This is a genomic window from Pseudomonas sp. F007, from assembly GCF_057814275.1.
Genome location: NZ_JBVATA010000012.1, coordinates 62,221 through 78,601, shown reverse-complemented (window position 1 = coordinate 78,601; position 16,381 = coordinate 62,221). Strand labels below are relative to the sequence as shown.

At 62.2% G+C, this 16,381-nt stretch carries 18 protein-coding genes; 5 read left to right on the top strand and 13 right to left on the bottom strand.

Annotation, left to right across the window (positions count from 1 at the left end):
- The first annotated feature begins 76 nt into the window (after positions 1 to 76).
- Complete coding sequence (locus ACZYR5_RS27385) at positions 77 to 1,003, top strand: AEC family transporter (RefSeq protein ID WP_489092570.1); 927 nt, start codon at positions 77 to 79, stop codon at positions 1,001 to 1,003.
- Here ACZYR5_RS27385 and ACZYR5_RS27380 read toward each other — a convergent pair.
- Genes ACZYR5_RS27380 through ACZYR5_RS27360 form a run of 5 tightly spaced genes read right to left on the bottom strand, consistent with a single transcriptional unit; the run spans position 1,000 to position 3,477 of the window.
- Positions 1,000 to 1,560 (bottom strand): nucleotidyltransferase family protein, encoded by a 561-nt coding sequence (locus ACZYR5_RS27380; RefSeq protein ID WP_489092569.1) that lies wholly within the window; start codon positions 1,558 to 1,560, stop codon positions 1,000 to 1,002. The genes ACZYR5_RS27385 and ACZYR5_RS27380 overlap by 4 nt on opposite strands.
- 2 nt (positions 1,561 to 1,562) lie before the next feature.
- Positions 1,563 to 2,270 (bottom strand): RES family NAD+ phosphorylase, encoded by a 708-nt coding sequence (locus ACZYR5_RS27375; protein ID WP_489092568.1) that lies wholly within the window; start codon positions 2,268 to 2,270, stop codon positions 1,563 to 1,565.
- Positions 2,264 to 2,668, bottom strand: a complete 405-nt coding sequence (locus ACZYR5_RS27370; protein ID WP_489092567.1) for an antitoxin Xre-like helix-turn-helix domain-containing protein — start codon at positions 2,666 to 2,668, stop codon at positions 2,264 to 2,266. Before ACZYR5_RS27370 ends, ACZYR5_RS27375 begins: the two co-directional genes overlap by 7 nt.
- Before the next feature lie 57 nt (positions 2,669 to 2,725).
- On the bottom strand, positions 2,726 to 3,160 hold the full coding sequence (locus ACZYR5_RS27365) for an MAPEG family protein (protein WP_489092566.1): 435 nt from the start codon (positions 3,158 to 3,160) through the stop codon (positions 2,726 to 2,728).
- Complete coding sequence (locus ACZYR5_RS27360) at positions 3,157 to 3,477, bottom strand: ABA4-like family protein (RefSeq protein WP_489092565.1); 321 nt, start codon at positions 3,475 to 3,477, stop codon at positions 3,157 to 3,159. The genes ACZYR5_RS27365 and ACZYR5_RS27360 overlap by 4 nt, the downstream gene beginning before the upstream one ends.
- A gap of 121 nt (positions 3,478 to 3,598) precedes the next feature.
- Here ACZYR5_RS27360 and ACZYR5_RS27355 point away from each other — a divergent pair, with 121 nt between their 5' ends.
- The gene (locus ACZYR5_RS27355; RefSeq protein ID WP_489092564.1) at positions 3,599 to 4,417 is read left to right on the top strand and encodes an MmyB family transcriptional regulator; all 819 of its coding nucleotides are present in this window, start codon (positions 3,599 to 3,601) and stop codon (positions 4,415 to 4,417) included.
- Between the two features lie 111 nt (positions 4,418 to 4,528).
- Here the strand turns inward: ACZYR5_RS27355 and ACZYR5_RS27350 are convergent, their stop codons facing one another.
- The 3 genes from ACZYR5_RS27350 to ACZYR5_RS27340 all read right to left on the bottom strand — a co-directional run bounded on the left by ACZYR5_RS27350 (position 4,529) and on the right by ACZYR5_RS27340 (position 6,272).
- Entirely contained in the window at positions 4,529 to 4,795 is a 267-nt protein-coding gene (locus ACZYR5_RS27350; protein ID WP_489092563.1) for a pentapeptide MXKDX repeat protein, read from the bottom strand.
- Between the two features lie 62 nt (positions 4,796 to 4,857).
- On the bottom strand, positions 4,858 to 5,571 hold the full coding sequence (locus tag ACZYR5_RS27345) for a molybdopterin-dependent oxidoreductase (protein WP_489092645.1): 714 nt from the start codon (positions 5,569 to 5,571) through the stop codon (positions 4,858 to 4,860).
- A gap of 74 nt (positions 5,572 to 5,645) precedes the next feature.
- Positions 5,646 to 6,272, bottom strand: a complete 627-nt coding sequence (locus ACZYR5_RS27340) for a cytochrome b/b6 domain-containing protein (protein WP_489092562.1) — start codon at positions 6,270 to 6,272, stop codon at positions 5,646 to 5,648.
- A gap of 201 nt (positions 6,273 to 6,473) precedes the next feature.
- Here ACZYR5_RS27340 and ACZYR5_RS27335 point away from each other — a divergent pair, with 201 nt between their 5' ends.
- The gene (locus tag ACZYR5_RS27335; protein ID WP_489092561.1) at positions 6,474 to 6,869 is read left to right on the top strand and encodes a PaaI family thioesterase; all 396 of its coding nucleotides are present in this window, start codon (positions 6,474 to 6,476) and stop codon (positions 6,867 to 6,869) included.
- A gap of 195 nt (positions 6,870 to 7,064) precedes the next feature.
- Here the strand turns inward: ACZYR5_RS27335 and ACZYR5_RS27330 are convergent, their stop codons facing one another.
- From ACZYR5_RS27330 to ACZYR5_RS27320, 3 genes are all read right to left on the bottom strand, one after another.
- On the bottom strand, positions 7,065 to 8,351 hold the full coding sequence (locus tag ACZYR5_RS27330; RefSeq protein WP_489092560.1) for an ATP-binding protein: 1,287 nt from the start codon (positions 8,349 to 8,351) through the stop codon (positions 7,065 to 7,067).
- Positions 8,352 to 9,059, bottom strand: a complete 708-nt coding sequence (locus tag ACZYR5_RS27325) for a response regulator (RefSeq protein WP_489092644.1) — start codon at positions 9,057 to 9,059, stop codon at positions 8,352 to 8,354.
- Positions 9,060 to 9,214: 155 nt separating this feature from the next.
- Positions 9,215 to 9,823 carry a MiaE family protein gene (locus ACZYR5_RS27320; protein ID WP_489092559.1) on the bottom strand — a complete coding sequence of 203 codons (609 nt, stop codon included), beginning with the start codon at positions 9,821 to 9,823 and terminating at the stop codon, positions 9,215 to 9,217.
- A gap of 226 nt (positions 9,824 to 10,049) precedes the next feature.
- Here ACZYR5_RS27320 and ACZYR5_RS27315 point away from each other — a divergent pair, with 226 nt between their 5' ends.
- Positions 10,050 to 10,916, top strand: a complete 867-nt coding sequence (locus tag ACZYR5_RS27315) for a universal stress protein (protein ID WP_489092558.1) — start codon at positions 10,050 to 10,052, stop codon at positions 10,914 to 10,916.
- A gap of 149 nt (positions 10,917 to 11,065) precedes the next feature.
- On the opposite strand, the gene ACZYR5_RS27310 is transcribed toward ACZYR5_RS27315, so the two are convergent.
- On the bottom strand, positions 11,066 to 11,536 hold the full coding sequence (locus ACZYR5_RS27310; protein ID WP_027616214.1) for a DUF1289 domain-containing protein: 471 nt from the start codon (positions 11,534 to 11,536) through the stop codon (positions 11,066 to 11,068).
- Between the two features lie 475 nt (positions 11,537 to 12,011).
- Here ACZYR5_RS27310 and acnB point away from each other — a divergent pair, with 475 nt between their 5' ends.
- Complete coding sequence (gene acnB / locus ACZYR5_RS27305; RefSeq protein ID WP_489092643.1) at positions 12,012 to 14,612, top strand: bifunctional aconitate hydratase 2/2-methylisocitrate dehydratase; 2,601 nt, start codon at positions 12,012 to 12,014, stop codon at positions 14,610 to 14,612.
- Between the two features lie 51 nt (positions 14,613 to 14,663).
- Here acnB and ACZYR5_RS27300 read toward each other — a convergent pair whose 3' ends face one another.
- Positions 14,664 to 16,310, bottom strand: a complete 1,647-nt coding sequence (locus tag ACZYR5_RS27300; protein WP_489092557.1) for a SulP family inorganic anion transporter — start codon at positions 16,308 to 16,310, stop codon at positions 14,664 to 14,666.
- Positions 16,311 to 16,381 lie beyond the last annotated feature (71 nt).

Here is a 16,381-nt window from a genome sequence, read left to right as displayed (position 1 = left end):
CCATCCCTACACGGTTGGAAAGCGCCATGCACTGCTCAAACTCCTCCGCTCAACCACCCTTGATCGAGCTACGCCGATGACCGCGCAGTTGATCCTCGCGCTGGCGCCCATCGCCCTGCTGATCGCGCTCGGTGGCTGGCTCAAGCACCGGCAGTTTCTCGCTGATTCGTTCTGGGCACAGGCCGAGCGCCTGGGCTATTACGTGCTGCTGCCAGCGTTGTTCCTGCACAGCCTGGCCACGGCCAGACTGGAGGACGTGCCGGTGCAAGGCATGATCGGTGCGCTGGTGCTTTCCACGGTGACGGTGGCGGTGCTGCTGGTGAGCGCCCGACCACTGCTCAAAGATAACGACCCGGCGTTTACCTCGGTGTTCCAGGGCGGTGTGCGCTTCAATAATTATGTCGGGGTCTCGGCAGCGGCCGGCCTGTTCGGCGCCCAGGGCATTGCCTTGGCGGCGGTGGCCAACGCGGCCATCGTGCCGACCGTGAACATCCTCTGTGTGCTGGTGTTCGCCCGTTACGGCGCGGGTGGACGGATGCCGGCGCGTCAGGTGGCGCGGCAGGTGGCCCTCAACCCGCTGGTGCTGGCCTGCTTTGGCGGAATTTTGCTGCAGGCTCTCGGCCTCGGTTTGCCAGTGGGCATCGAACCGATGATCAAGGCGCTGGGCCAGGCTTCGCTGCCGCTGGGGCTGCTGTGTGTCGGCGCGGCGCTGGAGCTGGGTTCGGTGCGCACCTGGATGCGGCCGCTGGCCTGGTCGTCAGTGTGCAAATTCCTGATCATGCCGCTGGTGACGCTGCTCGCCTGCCGCCTCGCCGGACTGCAAGGCCCGGCCGCCATCACCGCCCTGCTGTTCCAGGCGCTGCCCACCGCCTCGTCTTCGTACATCATGGCCCGCCAGTTGGGCGGCGATGCACCCTTGATGGCCGGGATCATTGCCAGTCAAACCTTGCTCGCGGCGGTCGCCCTGCCCGTCGCGGTGATGCTGCTGACGCCGTGGATTTAAGGCTCGATGATCTTCAGCCAGGGCCAGCGCGCCTGGTAACTGGCAGCCTTTTGCTGGAACAGCTTCGGTTCGGGATTGAGAGGGTTGATCCGTAGCAGGCCCAACCCGGTGTCTTCCAGGCCAAAGGGCGCATAGAGTTCGCCGCTGCTCACCTCCAGGCCGATACAGGTGCCGGCGATCAGGTAGCGATCGACGCCGTCGCGGGTTGATTGCAGTTGCGGATAGGCATGACCAAAGCGCTGTTTGTACCAGAGGTGAACCCGCGCCTGATTCTTGAAATCGATCTTCGCGTCGAGGTCATGGAACAGCTTGCCGGCGGTCTCGATCACCGCGTTTTCGGCTTCCCAGGACGTGTCCTCATCGAAGTAGAACACATCGTAATCCTTCACTCCCCAGGCCGGCGGCTGCTGCGCCTGATGGTTCCACACCGCCTGGAACAGGCAGCCGGCGGTGAGCATGCATTGGTTCAAACCCAACGCCGGCAAGCGCGAAAAGATCTGCGCATTCAGCGGGTTTTCCATGGCGAGTTCGATCAGGCGTTCGTCAGTCAGCGGCATGTTCATTCCTTGAACGTGGGGGTTTGGGTGAAGCGGTTGACGCTGGTGACCTGGCCATTCCAGATCATCTCGTAGTGCTCGGTCTGCACCATCGAGGTCACCGGTTTTGGCGTCAGCAGCGCCCAACAGTGACTGCCCGGCAGGCGCACCGAGTGGTAACGAAAGCCGGGGCTGGCCGCGTCCCTGGCGGCCTTGCCGAAAATCTGCGCGTGGCGGTAGTCGTCCGGTGCGTAGATCGGATCGGTCAGCGGCAGCGCTGTTGCGTCCTGCATCTGCGCCTGGCTGAAACTGCAGGACAACCCACGAAAGACGAAACGTTCGAAGCCCAGGCCGGAGACCTTCGACCAATACTGGTTCTGGTGATACCGCACCTCGGCCAACGCGGTCGGCATTGAGTCTGCCAGGTACAGCACACCAAATCGCCCATCGCTGAACCGCGAGCCGGCCGGGTTGATATGGGTAAAAGGCGCGATGGCGTAGGAACAGCCGGGGATGCCGAAGGGGATGTCGCTGCGGCGAATCAATTCAAGTTGGCCCACTTCGTTTTGCAGCCGTGGGTTGGTCAGCGCCTGGATCTGATAGAGCAGTTCGAACTCGTCGGCGTCGGCCACGTCATCGAACAAGGCGATCGGCGGAAACTTCGAATTGACCAGCCGATAGGCCTGCAGCGATTCGCCTTTGAGCGCAGGCAGACGCTGCGGACTCACCATAACCCGCCCCGCAGCACGTCGATGCGCCGGTAGGTTTCGTAGAGGGAAATCATGTCGCCCTGGGCCATGATCTCCAACGGACTGCGGCCGTTGAAGAACTCGTTGTGGTTGGCCAACGCGGGGAACCCGTAGAGGTTCTGCGGGTTGTCGAACACCAGGCGCAGGGCGGCGTGGATGTTCAGGACAAAACTGATGCGCTGCATCTGGTCGGCATCCAGCGCCACGGTCCAGGCGGGATCACGCTGCCGGGCGCGGGTGTAGGTGCTGCGGGAAATGCGCAGGATGCGACAGGCCTGCTCGCTGCTGGCGGCCCACTTATCGAGGATCGCCACCGCGGCGCGCAAACCGGCTACGCACTGCTGTTTGCTGAAGGCGGGTAACGGTTGTGCAAGGCTCATGGTTGCTGACTCTATTTGAATCTGTAGAATCAAATGTAGTCGCCATGAGTCCATAGATCAAGTTGGCGCACCCTTCAACTGCAAGGCTATCAGCACGGCCAGGTGCAACAGACTGGCCAGTCCCAAGGCATAGGCCAGGGTCCGCCAAGGTTGCCTGGCGCCGAGGTACATCACCGTGTGCAGTACGCGCGCCAGGGTAAACACACAGAAGCCCGTCACGGTCGGCAGCCACGCGGTGTGCAAGGCCACGCACAGTCCGCCGAGGACAAAGAACAGCGGGATATTTTCCAGGTCGTTGCTCCAGGCCCTGGCCGCGCGGCGCACCGCCGGCAGTTCCTCGGCGTTGGCGGCACGGCGGAAAAAACCGGCGTCCTCGGGGTTGCTGAAAGCCAGGTGGCGCAAGCGGTGGACACTCTGATAACAGGAGATCGCCAGCATTTTCAGGCACAGCACCAGTACGCACAGGGTGTAGATCGACAAGGTGCTGCTCATGCCCGCTCCCTGCTGTCCGTGGCGAAGCCGTTGACCACGATGTACAGCAGCGGGCCGATGGAGACGAAGATCGCGGTGATCAGCAGGTACGGCAGCACACTGAGGTTCGAGCGACCTTTGCGGCGTGCGTCACGGTACATCCAGACGGCTGACATGGCGGCGAGCAGGTAAAGGTCAATGACGACCTGGGCGGTGTCGGGACGGGACAGCAAATCGAGACCGAACGCGAGCAGTGATTGCTCGCTGATCGACAGGGTCCAGGCGGTATACAGGGAAAAGCCCAGCAGCGCGGCAAGGGCCAGGTAGGGTCGGTGCATGCGGTCCTCCTTGGACAGTGGCAGGTGTGACTGACCCGGCCACGTTAGTGCTATGGTCTCGACGCCAGCAATGACCTGTGAGGTCATGGACGCCTCCCTTTCGCCCTGTCAGAGTCGACGCATGAGCAGCCGCCCTTTCCCCCGCACGACACCCTCGACCAGCACCGGCGCGCAGCTGCGCCAATTGCGCCGCCAGGCCAGCCTCAGCCAACTCGACCTGGCGTTGATCAGTGGGATTTCCCAGCGGCACTTGAGCTGCATCGAAACCGGCCGCGCCACGCCCAGCCCCGGCACGCTGCATAATTTGTTGACGGCCCTGGAGGCGCCGCTGGAGCAATGCAATCAGGTGTTCCTCGCCGCCGGCTATGCGCCGCGCTACGAAACCACACCCCTGACTTCACCGGCGATGGACGTGGTGCGTGACGCCCTCGCCCATGTGCTGCACGCGAACAACCCGGCACCGGCGATTGTGCTGGGCAGTGAGTGGCAGGTGCTGGGCGCCAACGCGAGTACTGCGGTACTGTTCGATTTGTTGGGGTTGCCGACGGATGCGGCGCAGGGCCTGAATTTGCTGCAGACGCTGCTCAAGCCGGGGGGACTCGGCGACCACCTGCTCAATGCCGATGAGATTCGCGGCGTGGCCTGGCAGCGTGCGAGCCGCGAAGCCCTGGGCAATCCGGCGCTGGCCGAACTGTTGCAGAACCTGCCGCCGCCGACCAGCCCTGCCCCCCTCGGCAACGAGTTGCCTCCGCTGATGCTGACCCGACTCGATTCGCCCCACGGCGAGCTGAGTTTCCTCTCGACCTTCACCACCTTCGGCATGCCCCAGGACATCACCCTGACCTCGCTGCGCATCGAGCATTTGATTCCGGCCGATGGGCAGACGTGGGGGGTGATGACGCAGGCGTATCAGCGGTCGCTGGCTGGGAGTGTTGACTGACCCCTGTGGGAGCTAGCCTGCTGGCGATGAAGTTGATGCGGTGAGGCTGATGGCCTCATCGCCAGCAGGCTGGCTCCCACAAAAGCCCAACCCAGTCCTCAGCAGGATCGGTTACTGCGACATCGCATCCTTCTTCATGGCGTCCTTGGACATCGCATCTTTCTTCATCCCATCCTTGGACATGGAATCCTTGGACATCGAATCCTTCTTCATCCCATCCTTGCTCATCGAGTCCTTGGACATCGCATCCTTCTTCATCGCGTCTTTGCTCATCGCATCCTTGCTCATGCTGTCATTGCTCATGGTATCGGCGGCGTACACGCTGGCGACGCCAAGGGCCAGGCACAGGGACAGAGCAGCAGTGGTGAACTTTTTCATGGTGGAACTCCTTCATCGAATGAACGCAGCGGACGCTGCGCAGTGTTGTATCTGGGCTCGCGTCAGCTGCCGCCGAACCAGTTGTAGCCCTGGTCTTCCCAGTAGCCGCCGCTGTAGGTGTTGCTGACGAAAATCGCCTGAATATGTTTGGGGTTCTTGTAGCCGAGCTTGGTCGGCATGCGCAGCTTCATCGGGAAGCCGTATTCGCGCGGCAACACCGCACCGTCGTAGGTCAGGGCCAGCAGGGTCTGCGCGTGCAGGGCGGTGGCCATGTCGATGCTGGTGTAGTAGTCGTCGGCGCATTTGAAGCCGACGTATTTGGCGTCGGTATCGGCGCCGATGCGCCGCAGGAAATCGCTGAAACGCACCCCGCCCCAGCGGCCGATCGCACTCCAGCCCTCGACGCAGATGTGCCGGGTGATCTGTTCTTGCTGGGCCATTGCCCGCAACTCGTCGAGGCGCCAGCTGCGCTTGTCGGCCACCAGGCCGGTGACCTCCAGTTGATAGTCGGCCTCGACCACCACCGGCGCGTCCTCGATGCCATAGAAGGCATTGAACGGAAACGGCCGGGTAATCATCGACGCCGGATAGATCGGGGCCATGGCATTCGGGTTGAACAGCCAGCCCTGCACCCGATCGTTGAACCGCGACATGCTCGACAGCGCGGTTTCGACGCTGTCGCTGTCACTCAGGCTGCAGCCGGAGAGCATCGCCACCCCGCCCAGGGTCAGGCCCCTGAGCAGGAACGAGCGCCGCGAACGGTCTTCGATCTGCATCTGCGGGGCGAGGATTTTCCGCGCATCGCTGAGGATTGCCGACTCGTCCAGGCCGGTTACAGGATTGCGCTTGTTCATACAGACTCCTTGCGGCCCACGAGCATCGCCCACAGGGTTTTCGGGACCAACGCCACCATCAGCAGATGTACCGCGATGAAGCCGGTCAATAGAGCCATGGCGATGAAGTGCACATGCCGCGCGCTGTCATAACCGCCGAGCAATTCCCGCAGGATCGGAAACTGCACCGATTTCCACAGGACCAGGCCGGAGATCACCAGCACTGTCACGTCGAGCATGACGAACAGGTAGGCGAAGCGTTGCACCTGGTTGTAGACGCTCAGGTCGGCATGCCCGAGGCGCCCGCGCAGGGCTGCCCACAGGTCATGGGCCACGCCCTTGGGCGAGACCGGGAAAAAACGTCGGAACAGGCGACCGCTGGCGACATTGAGCAGCAGGTACAGCAGGCCGTTGAGGCCCAGCAGCCACATCGCCGCGAAGTGCCACTTCAGCGCCCCGCCCAACCAGCCGCCGAGGGTGATCGCCTTGGGGAAGCTGAAGTCGTACAGGGGCGAGGCGTTATAGATGCGCCAGCCGCTGCCGATCATCAGCAGCACCGCCAGGGCATTCAGCCAATGGGTCAGGCGCAGCCAGCGTGGATGGCTGGGCCGGGATGCGCGGGGTACGGCTGGCAGGGCTGACATGATCGGCTCCTCGCAGGGGGTGTGCGAAGAACTATGCGGGCGCGCTGATCGCCAAATCCTCACGGAAAGTTAAATAAAATGTGATAACCCCGGGTGCGGGTTATTCATCCGTTCACCTGGGTTGTATCACCGCGTCTTATCAACGGTGACACGGCCGGTGAGCAGGCGCATGGTCGGCTTTTCCAAGGGAGGGATAAAACCATGCTCAACGCACTCAAGCAGATCAACTCGACCTCGGCCTTCAACCGCTGGGCCGGCTTCGAAGTAACCCGCGCCGAAAGCGGCGAAGCGGAACTGACCATGGCCTTTCGCGAGGCGGACATGGCGCAGTACTCGGGCTTCCTCCACGCCGGCCTGATCGCCGCCCTGCTCGACACCGCCTGCGGCTTTGCCGCCGGCACCGTGGCCGGTAACGTGCTGGCTTCACACTTCTCGGTGAACTGCCTGGCGCCGGCAGTCGGCGAGGTGTTTATCGCCCGGGGCAAGGTGATCAAGGCGGGAAAAAAGCAGGTGTTCGCGAGGGCGGAGTTGTATGCGCAGAGTGGTGATCAGTTGAAGTTGGTGGCGACGGGGGATGGGATACTGGTGCCGGTATGAGCCAGTCTGTCGAATCGTCGCACCGTGGCGATGGCGGTGTGCCTGACAGACCGAGGTGTTTGAATCGCTGGCAAGCCAGCTCCTACAGATTCATGGTCGATCGCAGATTTTGTGATCGATCACTGAACCCTGTGGGAGCCAGCCTGCTGGCGATTCAGACACCCCGGTATGTCTGATACACCGCCCTGCCCGCCTTCACTCCAAATGCGCCCACGTCATCCGAAACGACGCCCCGCCCCATGGCGAATCCGCTACTTCCACCTGCCCGCCATGGGACTGCGACACCCGCCTGACCAGCGCCAGGCCGAGGCCGAAGCCGCCGGTGCGGCGGTCGCGACTGGCGTCGAGGCGGGAGAAGGGTTCGAAGATTTTCTCCCGGCCTTCGATGGGCACGCCGGGGCCATCGTCGTTGACCCGCACTTCGTAATGATCGCCGTTGCGCACCAGCGACACCTCGACCCGCTGTTCGGCATAACGAATGGCGTTGCGCAGCAGGTTGATCACGGCGCGGGCCATGAAGCGTGGTTCGATGCGCACCTGGTCGAGCTGGCAGTCGACGATCAGCAACTGCACGCCGGCCGCCTCGGCTTCCAGGGCGACGCTGCCGACCACGCTGTCGAGCCAGTGGCTGGCCTGGATGTTTTCCCGGGCGATCACTGTGGCGCCGTGCTCGAGGCTGGCGTAGGTGAGCAACTCGGAGACCATTTCTTCCAGCTCGCCAAGGTCGGCGTACATGTCGGCGATCAGCGCTTTGTCGGCGCCGGGGTCGAGTTGTTGTTTGAGTTGGTCCAGTTCGAACGACAGCCGGGCAATCGGCGTGCGCAGTTCATGGGATACCGCGTTGGTCAGCTCGCGCTGGTTGGCGATCAGCCCCTCGATGCGCGCCGCCATCTGGTTGAAGTGCTCGGCCAGGTCGCGGATGTTCGAGCGCTTCGACAACTGGATACGCACCGCCAGGTCGTTGTCGCCAAAACGCTGGGCGGCCAGGCGCAGTTTTTCCAGGTCGCGCCAGTGCGGGCGAACCCAGAAATACAGGACGATGCCCAGCAGCACCCCGAGCATGGTGTAGGCGAGGATGATGTAGATGTTGCTCCAGCTCGGCTCTTCCGGCATCTGGATGCTCAGCAGTTGCTCACCCTCATCGATCCGCGAAATGAATTGGGTGTACTTCTCGCGGACCACCAGCAGGTTGTTGGCCAGCTCGGCCTTTTCGCTGGGGCTGAGGTTCAGGTCGGTCGCCTGCAGCAACTGCAGGCGCAAGCCGTAGTGCGGTAGCAACGCTTGCAACTGCGCTTCACGCCCCGGGCCATCCAGCGCGCGCAATTGCTCCACCAGGGAATAGGCCTGCCCCCGCACGGCCTCACGGTTGTAGGTTTTCAGCGTGTCGTCCAAGGCCACGGTAAAGGTCCGGTCCACCACCTCCAGGGCCGCCACCAGACCGACCGCCAGCACCAGGAACAACCCCAGGAATAACCGCAGCATCTAGAGCTCCCAGGCGAATGGATTGAACAGATAACCCTTGCCCCACACGGTCTTGATGCACACCGGCTCGCGCGGGTTGTCATTGAGTTTGCCGCGCAGCTTGCTGATGTAGACATCGACGCTGCGGTTGAGGCCGTCGAAAGCGATGCCGCGCATGCGACTCAGGATATCGTCTCGGGACAGGGTCGTGCCGGCAGCACTGGCCAGCAACCAGAGCAACTCGAACTCCATGGTGGTCAGCTCGATCAGTTCGCCGGCCAGGCGCACTTCGCGACAACTGCGGTCGATCTGCAGACTGCCGAATTCCAGCGCGCCACGCACGGTGCTGTCCGGCGCCTGACGACGCTGCAAAGCTCGCAGGCGCGCCAACAGTACCGGCGGCTTGATCGGTTTGATCACATAGTCGTCAGCCCCCGACTCCAGGCCGAGGATGTGGTCGAGGTCGTCTTCCTTGGCAGTCAGGATGACGATCGGCGTGTCGGCCAGCGCACGGATTTCCCGGCACACTTGCAAGCCGCTCTGGCCCGGCAGCATCAGGTCGAGCACGACGATTTTCGGCTGGAACTCAAGGAATGCCGCCAGCGCCAGATCGCCGCGCAGCACCTGGCGCACCTCGAATCCATGCCGGGTGAGGAATTGCGCGATCAGCCCGGAGAGCTTTTCGTCGTCCTCCACCAGCAGCACTTTGCCAAAACCCAGGTTATCCATAACGACCGTCTGCCCAGCCTTGAGTAGAAAGGCCGGCATTATGCCGCCAATTGCCGGCGGGACGCAGATGGCCGGCAGCAAAAACCGGCTGCAGGAGCCGGTTCTCGGTGATCTTTCATACTCTTAAGAGTTTTTAACAACTTGCCCGATGCGCCTCAGGCGGCAGCCGGAACACCGCTGTGGAAGCGGAACTCGACATCCGGCGACTCGATCAGCTCCTGCTCGGCAGTGCGCACCCGCTCGATCACCTGGGCAATGTCCTTGGCGTCGCCATACTGGTAGGCCAGTTTCAGGTAACCCTGGAAATGCCGGGCCTCGCTTTTCAGCAGGCCGAAGTAGAACTTGCCGAGTTCTTCGTCGAGATGGGGCACCAGCGCTTCGAAACGCTCGCAACTGCGCGCCTCGATAAAGGCCCCGACCACCAGGGTATCCACCAGCTTGACCGGTTCGTGGCTGCGCACCACCTTGCGCAGGCCCGAGGCATAGCGCCCGGCGGACAGCTGGCGCAGTTCGATCTTGCGCTTTTTCATCAAACGCATGACCTGCTCGTGATGCACCAGTTCTTCACGGGCCAGGCGCGACATCATGTTGATCAGGTCGACGTGGGAGTGATACTTGGCGATCAGGCTCAACGCGGTGCTGGCGGCCTTGAATTCGCAGTTCTTGTGGTCGATCAGCAGGGTTTCCTGGTCAGCCAGTGCCGCCTGAATCCAGCCGTCCGGGGTCCGGCAGCCGAGGAACTCGTGGATCTCGGGCAGGATCATTGGCTCACTTCCGAGAATTCAACGGGTGCATTGGACAGGACGACGACAGATTCAGGGCTAGGCAGCATGGGGCTCACGGGGCAATAGGTGGAAAGCGAGGGCGCGATTATACCGGGCTGCCGGCAGACCACCAGTCACCGACCTTGATATGCATCAAGACCCGCGCTCGCGACCAGCATCTATAGTTGTGCAACGACCCTATGTTCATCCAGTGGAGATCCCGACCATGCAAGACGTCCGCAGCATACTGGTGGTGATTGAGCCCTCGCCCGACGAAAGCCTGGCCCTCAAGCGTGCCAAGCTGATTGCCGGGGTCACCCAGGCCCATCTGCATTTGCTGATCTGCGACAAGAAGCATGATCACGCCTCACTATTGAGTGTGCTCAAGTCCGGCCTGCTGGCCGACGGGTTCAGCGTCACCACTGAACAGGCGTGGAACGACACCGTGCACGACACCATCATCGATGTGCAGCAGGCCGAAGGCTGCAACCTGGTGGTCAAGCAACACTTCAACGACAACCCGCTGAAAAAGTTCCTGCTCACCCCCGACGACTGGAAGCTGCTGCGCCAGTGCCCCAGTGCGGTGCTGCTGGTGAAAACCAGGAAACCCTGGACCGGCGGCACCATCCTCGCGGCCGTCGATGTGGGCAACAAGGACCCCGAACATCGTGAGTTGCATGCCACCATCATCGATCACGGTTACGACATCGCCAGCCTGGCCAAGGCGCAGCTGCATGTGGTCTCAGCGCACCCCTCGCCCATGCTGTCGTCCGCCGACCCGGTGTACCAGCTCAAGGAAACCATCGAGAAACGCTATCGCGAGCAGTGCAAGGCGTTCCAGGCCGAGTTCGACATCGACGACGAACACCTGCATATAGAAGAAGGCCCGGCCGATGTGCTGATTCCGCACATGGCGCATAAATTGGAGGCGGCGGTGACGGTGATCGGCACGGTGGCACGCAAGGGCTTCTCCGGGACGCTGATCGGCAATACCGCAGAAGTGGTGCTGGATGCGCTGGAGAGTGATGTGCTGGTGCTCAAGCCCCAGGAAATCATTGATCACCTGGAAGAGCTGGCGACTCGCGAAGGCTGACAGCGCTGGACTGTAGGAGCCGGCTTGCCGGCGAAGGCGTCGGTTTGGGCGATGCAAAGCTGGAGATCGCTTTCGCTGCGATGCGGCGGCCCGACAAGCCAGCTCCTACAAAGGGTTTACGTCGATCAAGAGATCTGCGATCTGCGCACTCACCCCCCAATCCCATCCTTGAGAAACCCCGGCGCGATATAGCGCTGGTAGTGGGCTTCGGACAGCAGGAAAAATTCCCGATCAATGGCATCGCGCAGTTCCGGCAGGTTCCAGTCGCGAAACTCCGGGAGCAGAACCATGCCATAGGCTTCCAGGTTGTTGATCACCCGGGCGCCCCGGGCAATCAGCTGGTAGGCCCAGCAATAGGCCGACTGATGGGGCACGAAACGGATCTTGCGTGACTCCAGTTGCTGGCGCAGGCGCCCGGCGTCGAAAATTTCCAGCTTGCCAGCCATCACCTGCACCAGCAGTTGCTCGAGACGCAACCACACCGCGGTTTTCTGCTCTTCGTTGTAGCCGTTCCAGTGAATCACTTCATGGTGGAAACGCTTGCAGCCGCGGCACACCAGGTCGCCGTAGACCGTGGAGCAGAGGCCGATGCAGGGGGTCTTGATCGTCTGATTGGGCATAAGTAGGCAGGACGCGAGCAGCAGAACAGGCCGGCATGTTAGCCCTTTGTCGGGCATTGATCACCCCTCAAACTTCAGGGCCTGAGCCACCCGGGTGCTGTCAGTGGTCAACCGGCGCCGCGTCATTCTCCACCAAAGTCCAATAACCGCCGACTTACCTTTAAATTTTTTTTGCCGTAGAATCAGCCTGCCTTTTTAGGCGCCAATGTCCGTTAGAAGCTGTTTTCAAAGCGTCACGAGCACAGTCGTTCCTTCAGAGCGGTGTTGGCGAAGGGTTTTTCCAGCGGGGAAAAACCCATCGCCAACCCTCATCAGCTCCCCGTTCTGCAGGCGTAAAACTTTGAAAGCAGCTTCTGTAAGGAATTGTCGGTAATTCTGGCTAAGTGGCCCACAACGTCACGCAGCGCATGAGTACGGCAATTTCGGGATGAGCGTCCCGGACACCCATTTGGGACCACTGATGAGGGTAATAACTGTGCTTGAAGCCTACCGCAAACATATCGAAGAGCGCGCAGCACTGGGTATCGTTCCCCAGCCGCTTAACGCCGAACAAACTGCAGGCCTGGTCGAGCTGCTGAAGAATCCCCCGGCTGGCGAAGAAGCATTCCTCGTTGACCTGATCACCAATCGCGTTCCACCAGGAGTGGACGAAGCGGCCTACGTCAAGGCTGGCTTCCTGTCCGCCATCGCCAAAGGCGAAGCCTCTTCCCCCCTGATCAGCAAGCAGCGCGCCGTTGAACTGCTGGGCACCATGCAGGGCGGCTACAACATCGAGACCCTGGTCAACCTGCTGGACGACGCCGAGCTGGCGCCAGTCGCGGCCCAGGAACTCAAGCACACCCTGCTGATGTTCGATTCGTTCCACGATGTGGCCGAACGCGCCAAGAAAGGCAACGCTCACGCTCAAAGCGTCCTGCAATCCTGGGCTGATGGCGAGTGGTTCCTCAAGCGTCCGACCCTGGCCGACAAGATCAGCCTGCGCGTGTTCAAGGTGACTGGCGAGACCAACACCGACGACCTGTCCCCTGCTCCAGATGCCTGGTCCCGCCCGGACATCCCGCTGCACGCCCTGGCCATGCTGAAAATGGCCCGTGAAGGCATCGTGCCTGACGTCCAAGGCGTCACCGGTCCGATGAAGCAGATCGAAGAAATGCGCGGCCAAGGCTTCCCGATCGCCTACGTGGGCGACGTGGTGGGTACCGGTTCTTCGCGTAAATCGGCCACCAACTCCGTACTGTGGTTCTTCGGCGACGACGTTCCCTACGTGCCGAACAAGCGCGGCGGCGGTTTCTGCTTCGGCAGCAAGATCGCTCCAATCTTCTACAACACCATGGAAGATGCCGGCGCACTGCCAATCGAATTCGACGTTTCCAACATGCACATGGGCGACGTGATCGACCTGTACCCGCATGCTGGCAAAGTCTGCAAGCACGGCACCGACGAAGTCCTGACCACCTTCGAAATGAAGACTCCGGTGCTGTTGGACGAAGTCCGTGCTGGCGGCCGTATCCCGCTGATCATCGGCCGTGGCCTGACCGAGAAGGCTCGCGCCGAACTGGGTCTGCCACCGTTCGACCTGTTCAAGAAGCCGGAAGCTCCGGCTGAAAGCACCAAGGGCTACACCCTGGCGCAGAAAATGGTCGGCAAGGCGTGCGGCGTAGCCGGTGTGCGTCCTGGCACCTACTGCGAACCGAAGATGACCACCGTAGGTTCTCAGGACACCACCGGTCCAATGACCCGTGACGAACTGAAAGACCTGGCGTGCCTGGGCTTCTCGGCTGACCTGGTAATGCAGTCGTTCTGCCACACCGCGGCTTATCCAAAGCCGATCGACGTGACCACCCACCACACCCTGCCTGACTTCATCATGACCCGTGGCGGCGTTTCGCTGCGTCCGGGCGACGGCATCATCCACTCGTGGCTGAACCGCATGCTGCTGCCAGACACCGTCGGTACCGGTGGTGACTCCCACACCCGTTTCCCGATGGGCATTTCGTTCCCGGCCGGTTCCGGCCTGGTAGCGTTCGCCGCAGCCACTGGCGTAATGCCACTGGACATGCCGGAATCGATCCTGGTGCGCTTCAAAGGCGAAATGCAACCGGGCGTCACCCTGCGTGACCTGGTTCACGCCATTCCTTACTACGCGATCCAGGCTGGCCTGCTGACCGTAGAGAAGAAAGGCAAGAAGAACGCCTTCTCCGGCCGCATCCTGGAAATCGAAGGCCTGGACAACCTGAGCATCGAGCAAGCTTTCGAGCTGTCCGACGCCTCGGCTGAACGTTCGGCTGCCGGTTGCACCATCAAGCTGTCGAAAGAGTCGATCACCGAGTACCTGCAGTCCAACATCACCCTGCTGCGCTGGATGATCGGCGAAGGCTACGGCGATGTCCGTACCCTGGAACGTCGCGCCCAAGCGATGGAAGCCTGGATTGCCAACCCTGAACTGATGGTTGCCGATGCCGACGCGGAATACGCTGAAATCATCGAAATCGACCTGGCCGAGATCAAGGAGCCAGTTCTCTGCGCGCCGAACGATCCGGACGACGCCCGTCTGCTGTCCAGCGTTGCTGGCGAGAAGATCGACGAAGTGTTCATCGGTTCGTGCATGACCAACATCGGTCACTTCCGCGCTGCCGGTAAACTGCTGGATCAGGTCAAGGGTCAGCTGCCAACCCGTCTGTGGCTGTCGCCGCCGACCAAGATGGACGCTCACCAACTGACCGAAGAAGGCTACTACGGCATCTACGGCAAGGCTGGCGCGCGCATGGAAATGCCGGGCTGCTCGCTGTGCATGGGTAACCAGGCACGTGTAGAGCCGAACTCGACTGTTGTGTCGACTTCGACCCGTAACTTCCCGAACCGTCTGGGTGACGGCGCGAACGTCTACCTGGCTTCGGCTGAGCTGGCGTCGGTAGCGTCGATCCTGGGTCGCCTGCCGACCGTCGAGGAGTACATGGAATACGCTGGCAAGATCGACAGCATGGCGGCCGATGTCTACCGCTACCTGTCCTTCGACCAGATCGCCGAGTTCCGTGAAGCTGCAGCGAACGCCAAGATTCCGGTCGTTCAAGCCTAAGGCTGACTCGTTGTAGAAAACCCCGCGTATCGTCAGATACGCGGGTTTTTTTTATGCCTGCGGTTTCAGCGCCTGCTCGACCGCCGCATCCACACTCAGGCCACTGAGGATCACCCCGTTGGCCGCCACCTCAGGCAGCGCCGAGAGCGCCGTCAGTGCGTCGTGCTTGAGCCGCGCAAGGATCAGCCGCTGGCCTTGCTGATGCATCTGCTGGAAGAAATCCTGCATCGCCTCAATGCTGGTGCCGTCCAGGTTCGGTGACTCCTCCAGACTGAGAATCACCGTGTGCAGCGGCACCGCTGAATGGCGAACCAGGCGCAAGGCGCCGCCGAGGATACGTTCGACGTTGGCGAAGAACAGCGCTTCGCTGGGCCGCACAATGAGAATACCCGGCTCGGTTTTCGCGCTCGGGTGACGCTGCAGGTCGACGAAATCGTGGCCGTCATCGATGCGGCCGAGGATCTGGATATCCGCCGCCGACAGCTGCTTGAGCATCAACAACACGCTGATCGCCACCGACACCAGCAAGCCGTCCAGTACGCCAAGGGTCAGGACCGCCCCCACCGCGCAGATCACCAGCAACCGATCGCGACGCCAGACAAAGTAGCGCCCCAACGGCTGCAGGCTCAAACCACGTCCCAACGCATGCATGACAATCGCCGCCAGCACCGGCTCGGGCGTCAAGGCGATCCAAGGCAACACCGTCAGCACGATGATCAGCACCACCAACGCCGCCACCCCGCCCGCCCAGCGCGACAGGGCGCCCGCCGCTTCGTTGGCCGAAGTGGCCGAATAGCCGGCGCCGGTCGGCATGCCATGGAACAGGCCGGACAGCAGGTTACTGGCGCCCAGCGCCAACAGGTCGCGGTTGGAGGTGACACGGTCGCCGTGTTTCAGCGCATAGGCGCTGATCGAGCCGTAGGACTCGGCATACAGGATCATCACCAGCGCCAGCCCCACCTCCCCCAGCCGCAGCCAGTCGGCGAACGGCAACACCGGCAGGTTTGGCACCTCCAGGCTGAGCTCGATCACGCCGATCAGCTTTACCCCATGGGCGGGCAAGTCCAGCCACTGCCCGGCGGCGATGCCGATCACCACCACCAGCAGGCCACCGGGCACCCGCGGGAAGCGTGAAAACAGGCCGAGCAGCAACAGCGCCGCGCCTGCTACCGCCGCTGCCGTCCAGTTCCATTGCGGCAACTGTTCCAGCAATTGCGGGGCGAAGCGCACCAGGTTGGCGTCGGTCAGGTGCACGCCGACCACACTGGCCACCTGCTTGAGGATGATGGTCAGCGCCAGGCCGAAGGCGAATCCGCGCAGCACCGGCTTGGCGATGAACGAAGTGACGCTGCCGAAACGGAAGATCCCGGCCAGCACAAACAACCCGCCCGTCACCAGCACCAGGCCGACCGCCAGGGTCGAGCGCAGTTGCGGGTCGCCGTTGGCCAGGGTCGCAGTGGCTGCCGCCAGCACCGCGGCCGAGGATGAGGTGGCGGAGACGATGGCAAACCGACTGGTGCCCAGCAGGCCGTAACACAGGAGACCGGCGAACAGCGCGATCACCCCGGCCTGGGGCGCCAGCGCAGCAATGGTCGAGTAAGCCACCGCTTCGGGCAGCAGCAGGCCGGCAATCGATAGTCCGGCGAGGACGTCGCGCCAGCGGTTGGCGGATTCGATAGTTTGAGGGGGGTTGGACAATCCACTGTCTCCAGACGAAAAAAAACCGCTGCGCGGTTGATACGCGCAGCGGCCACTGTAGCTTAAAGCGC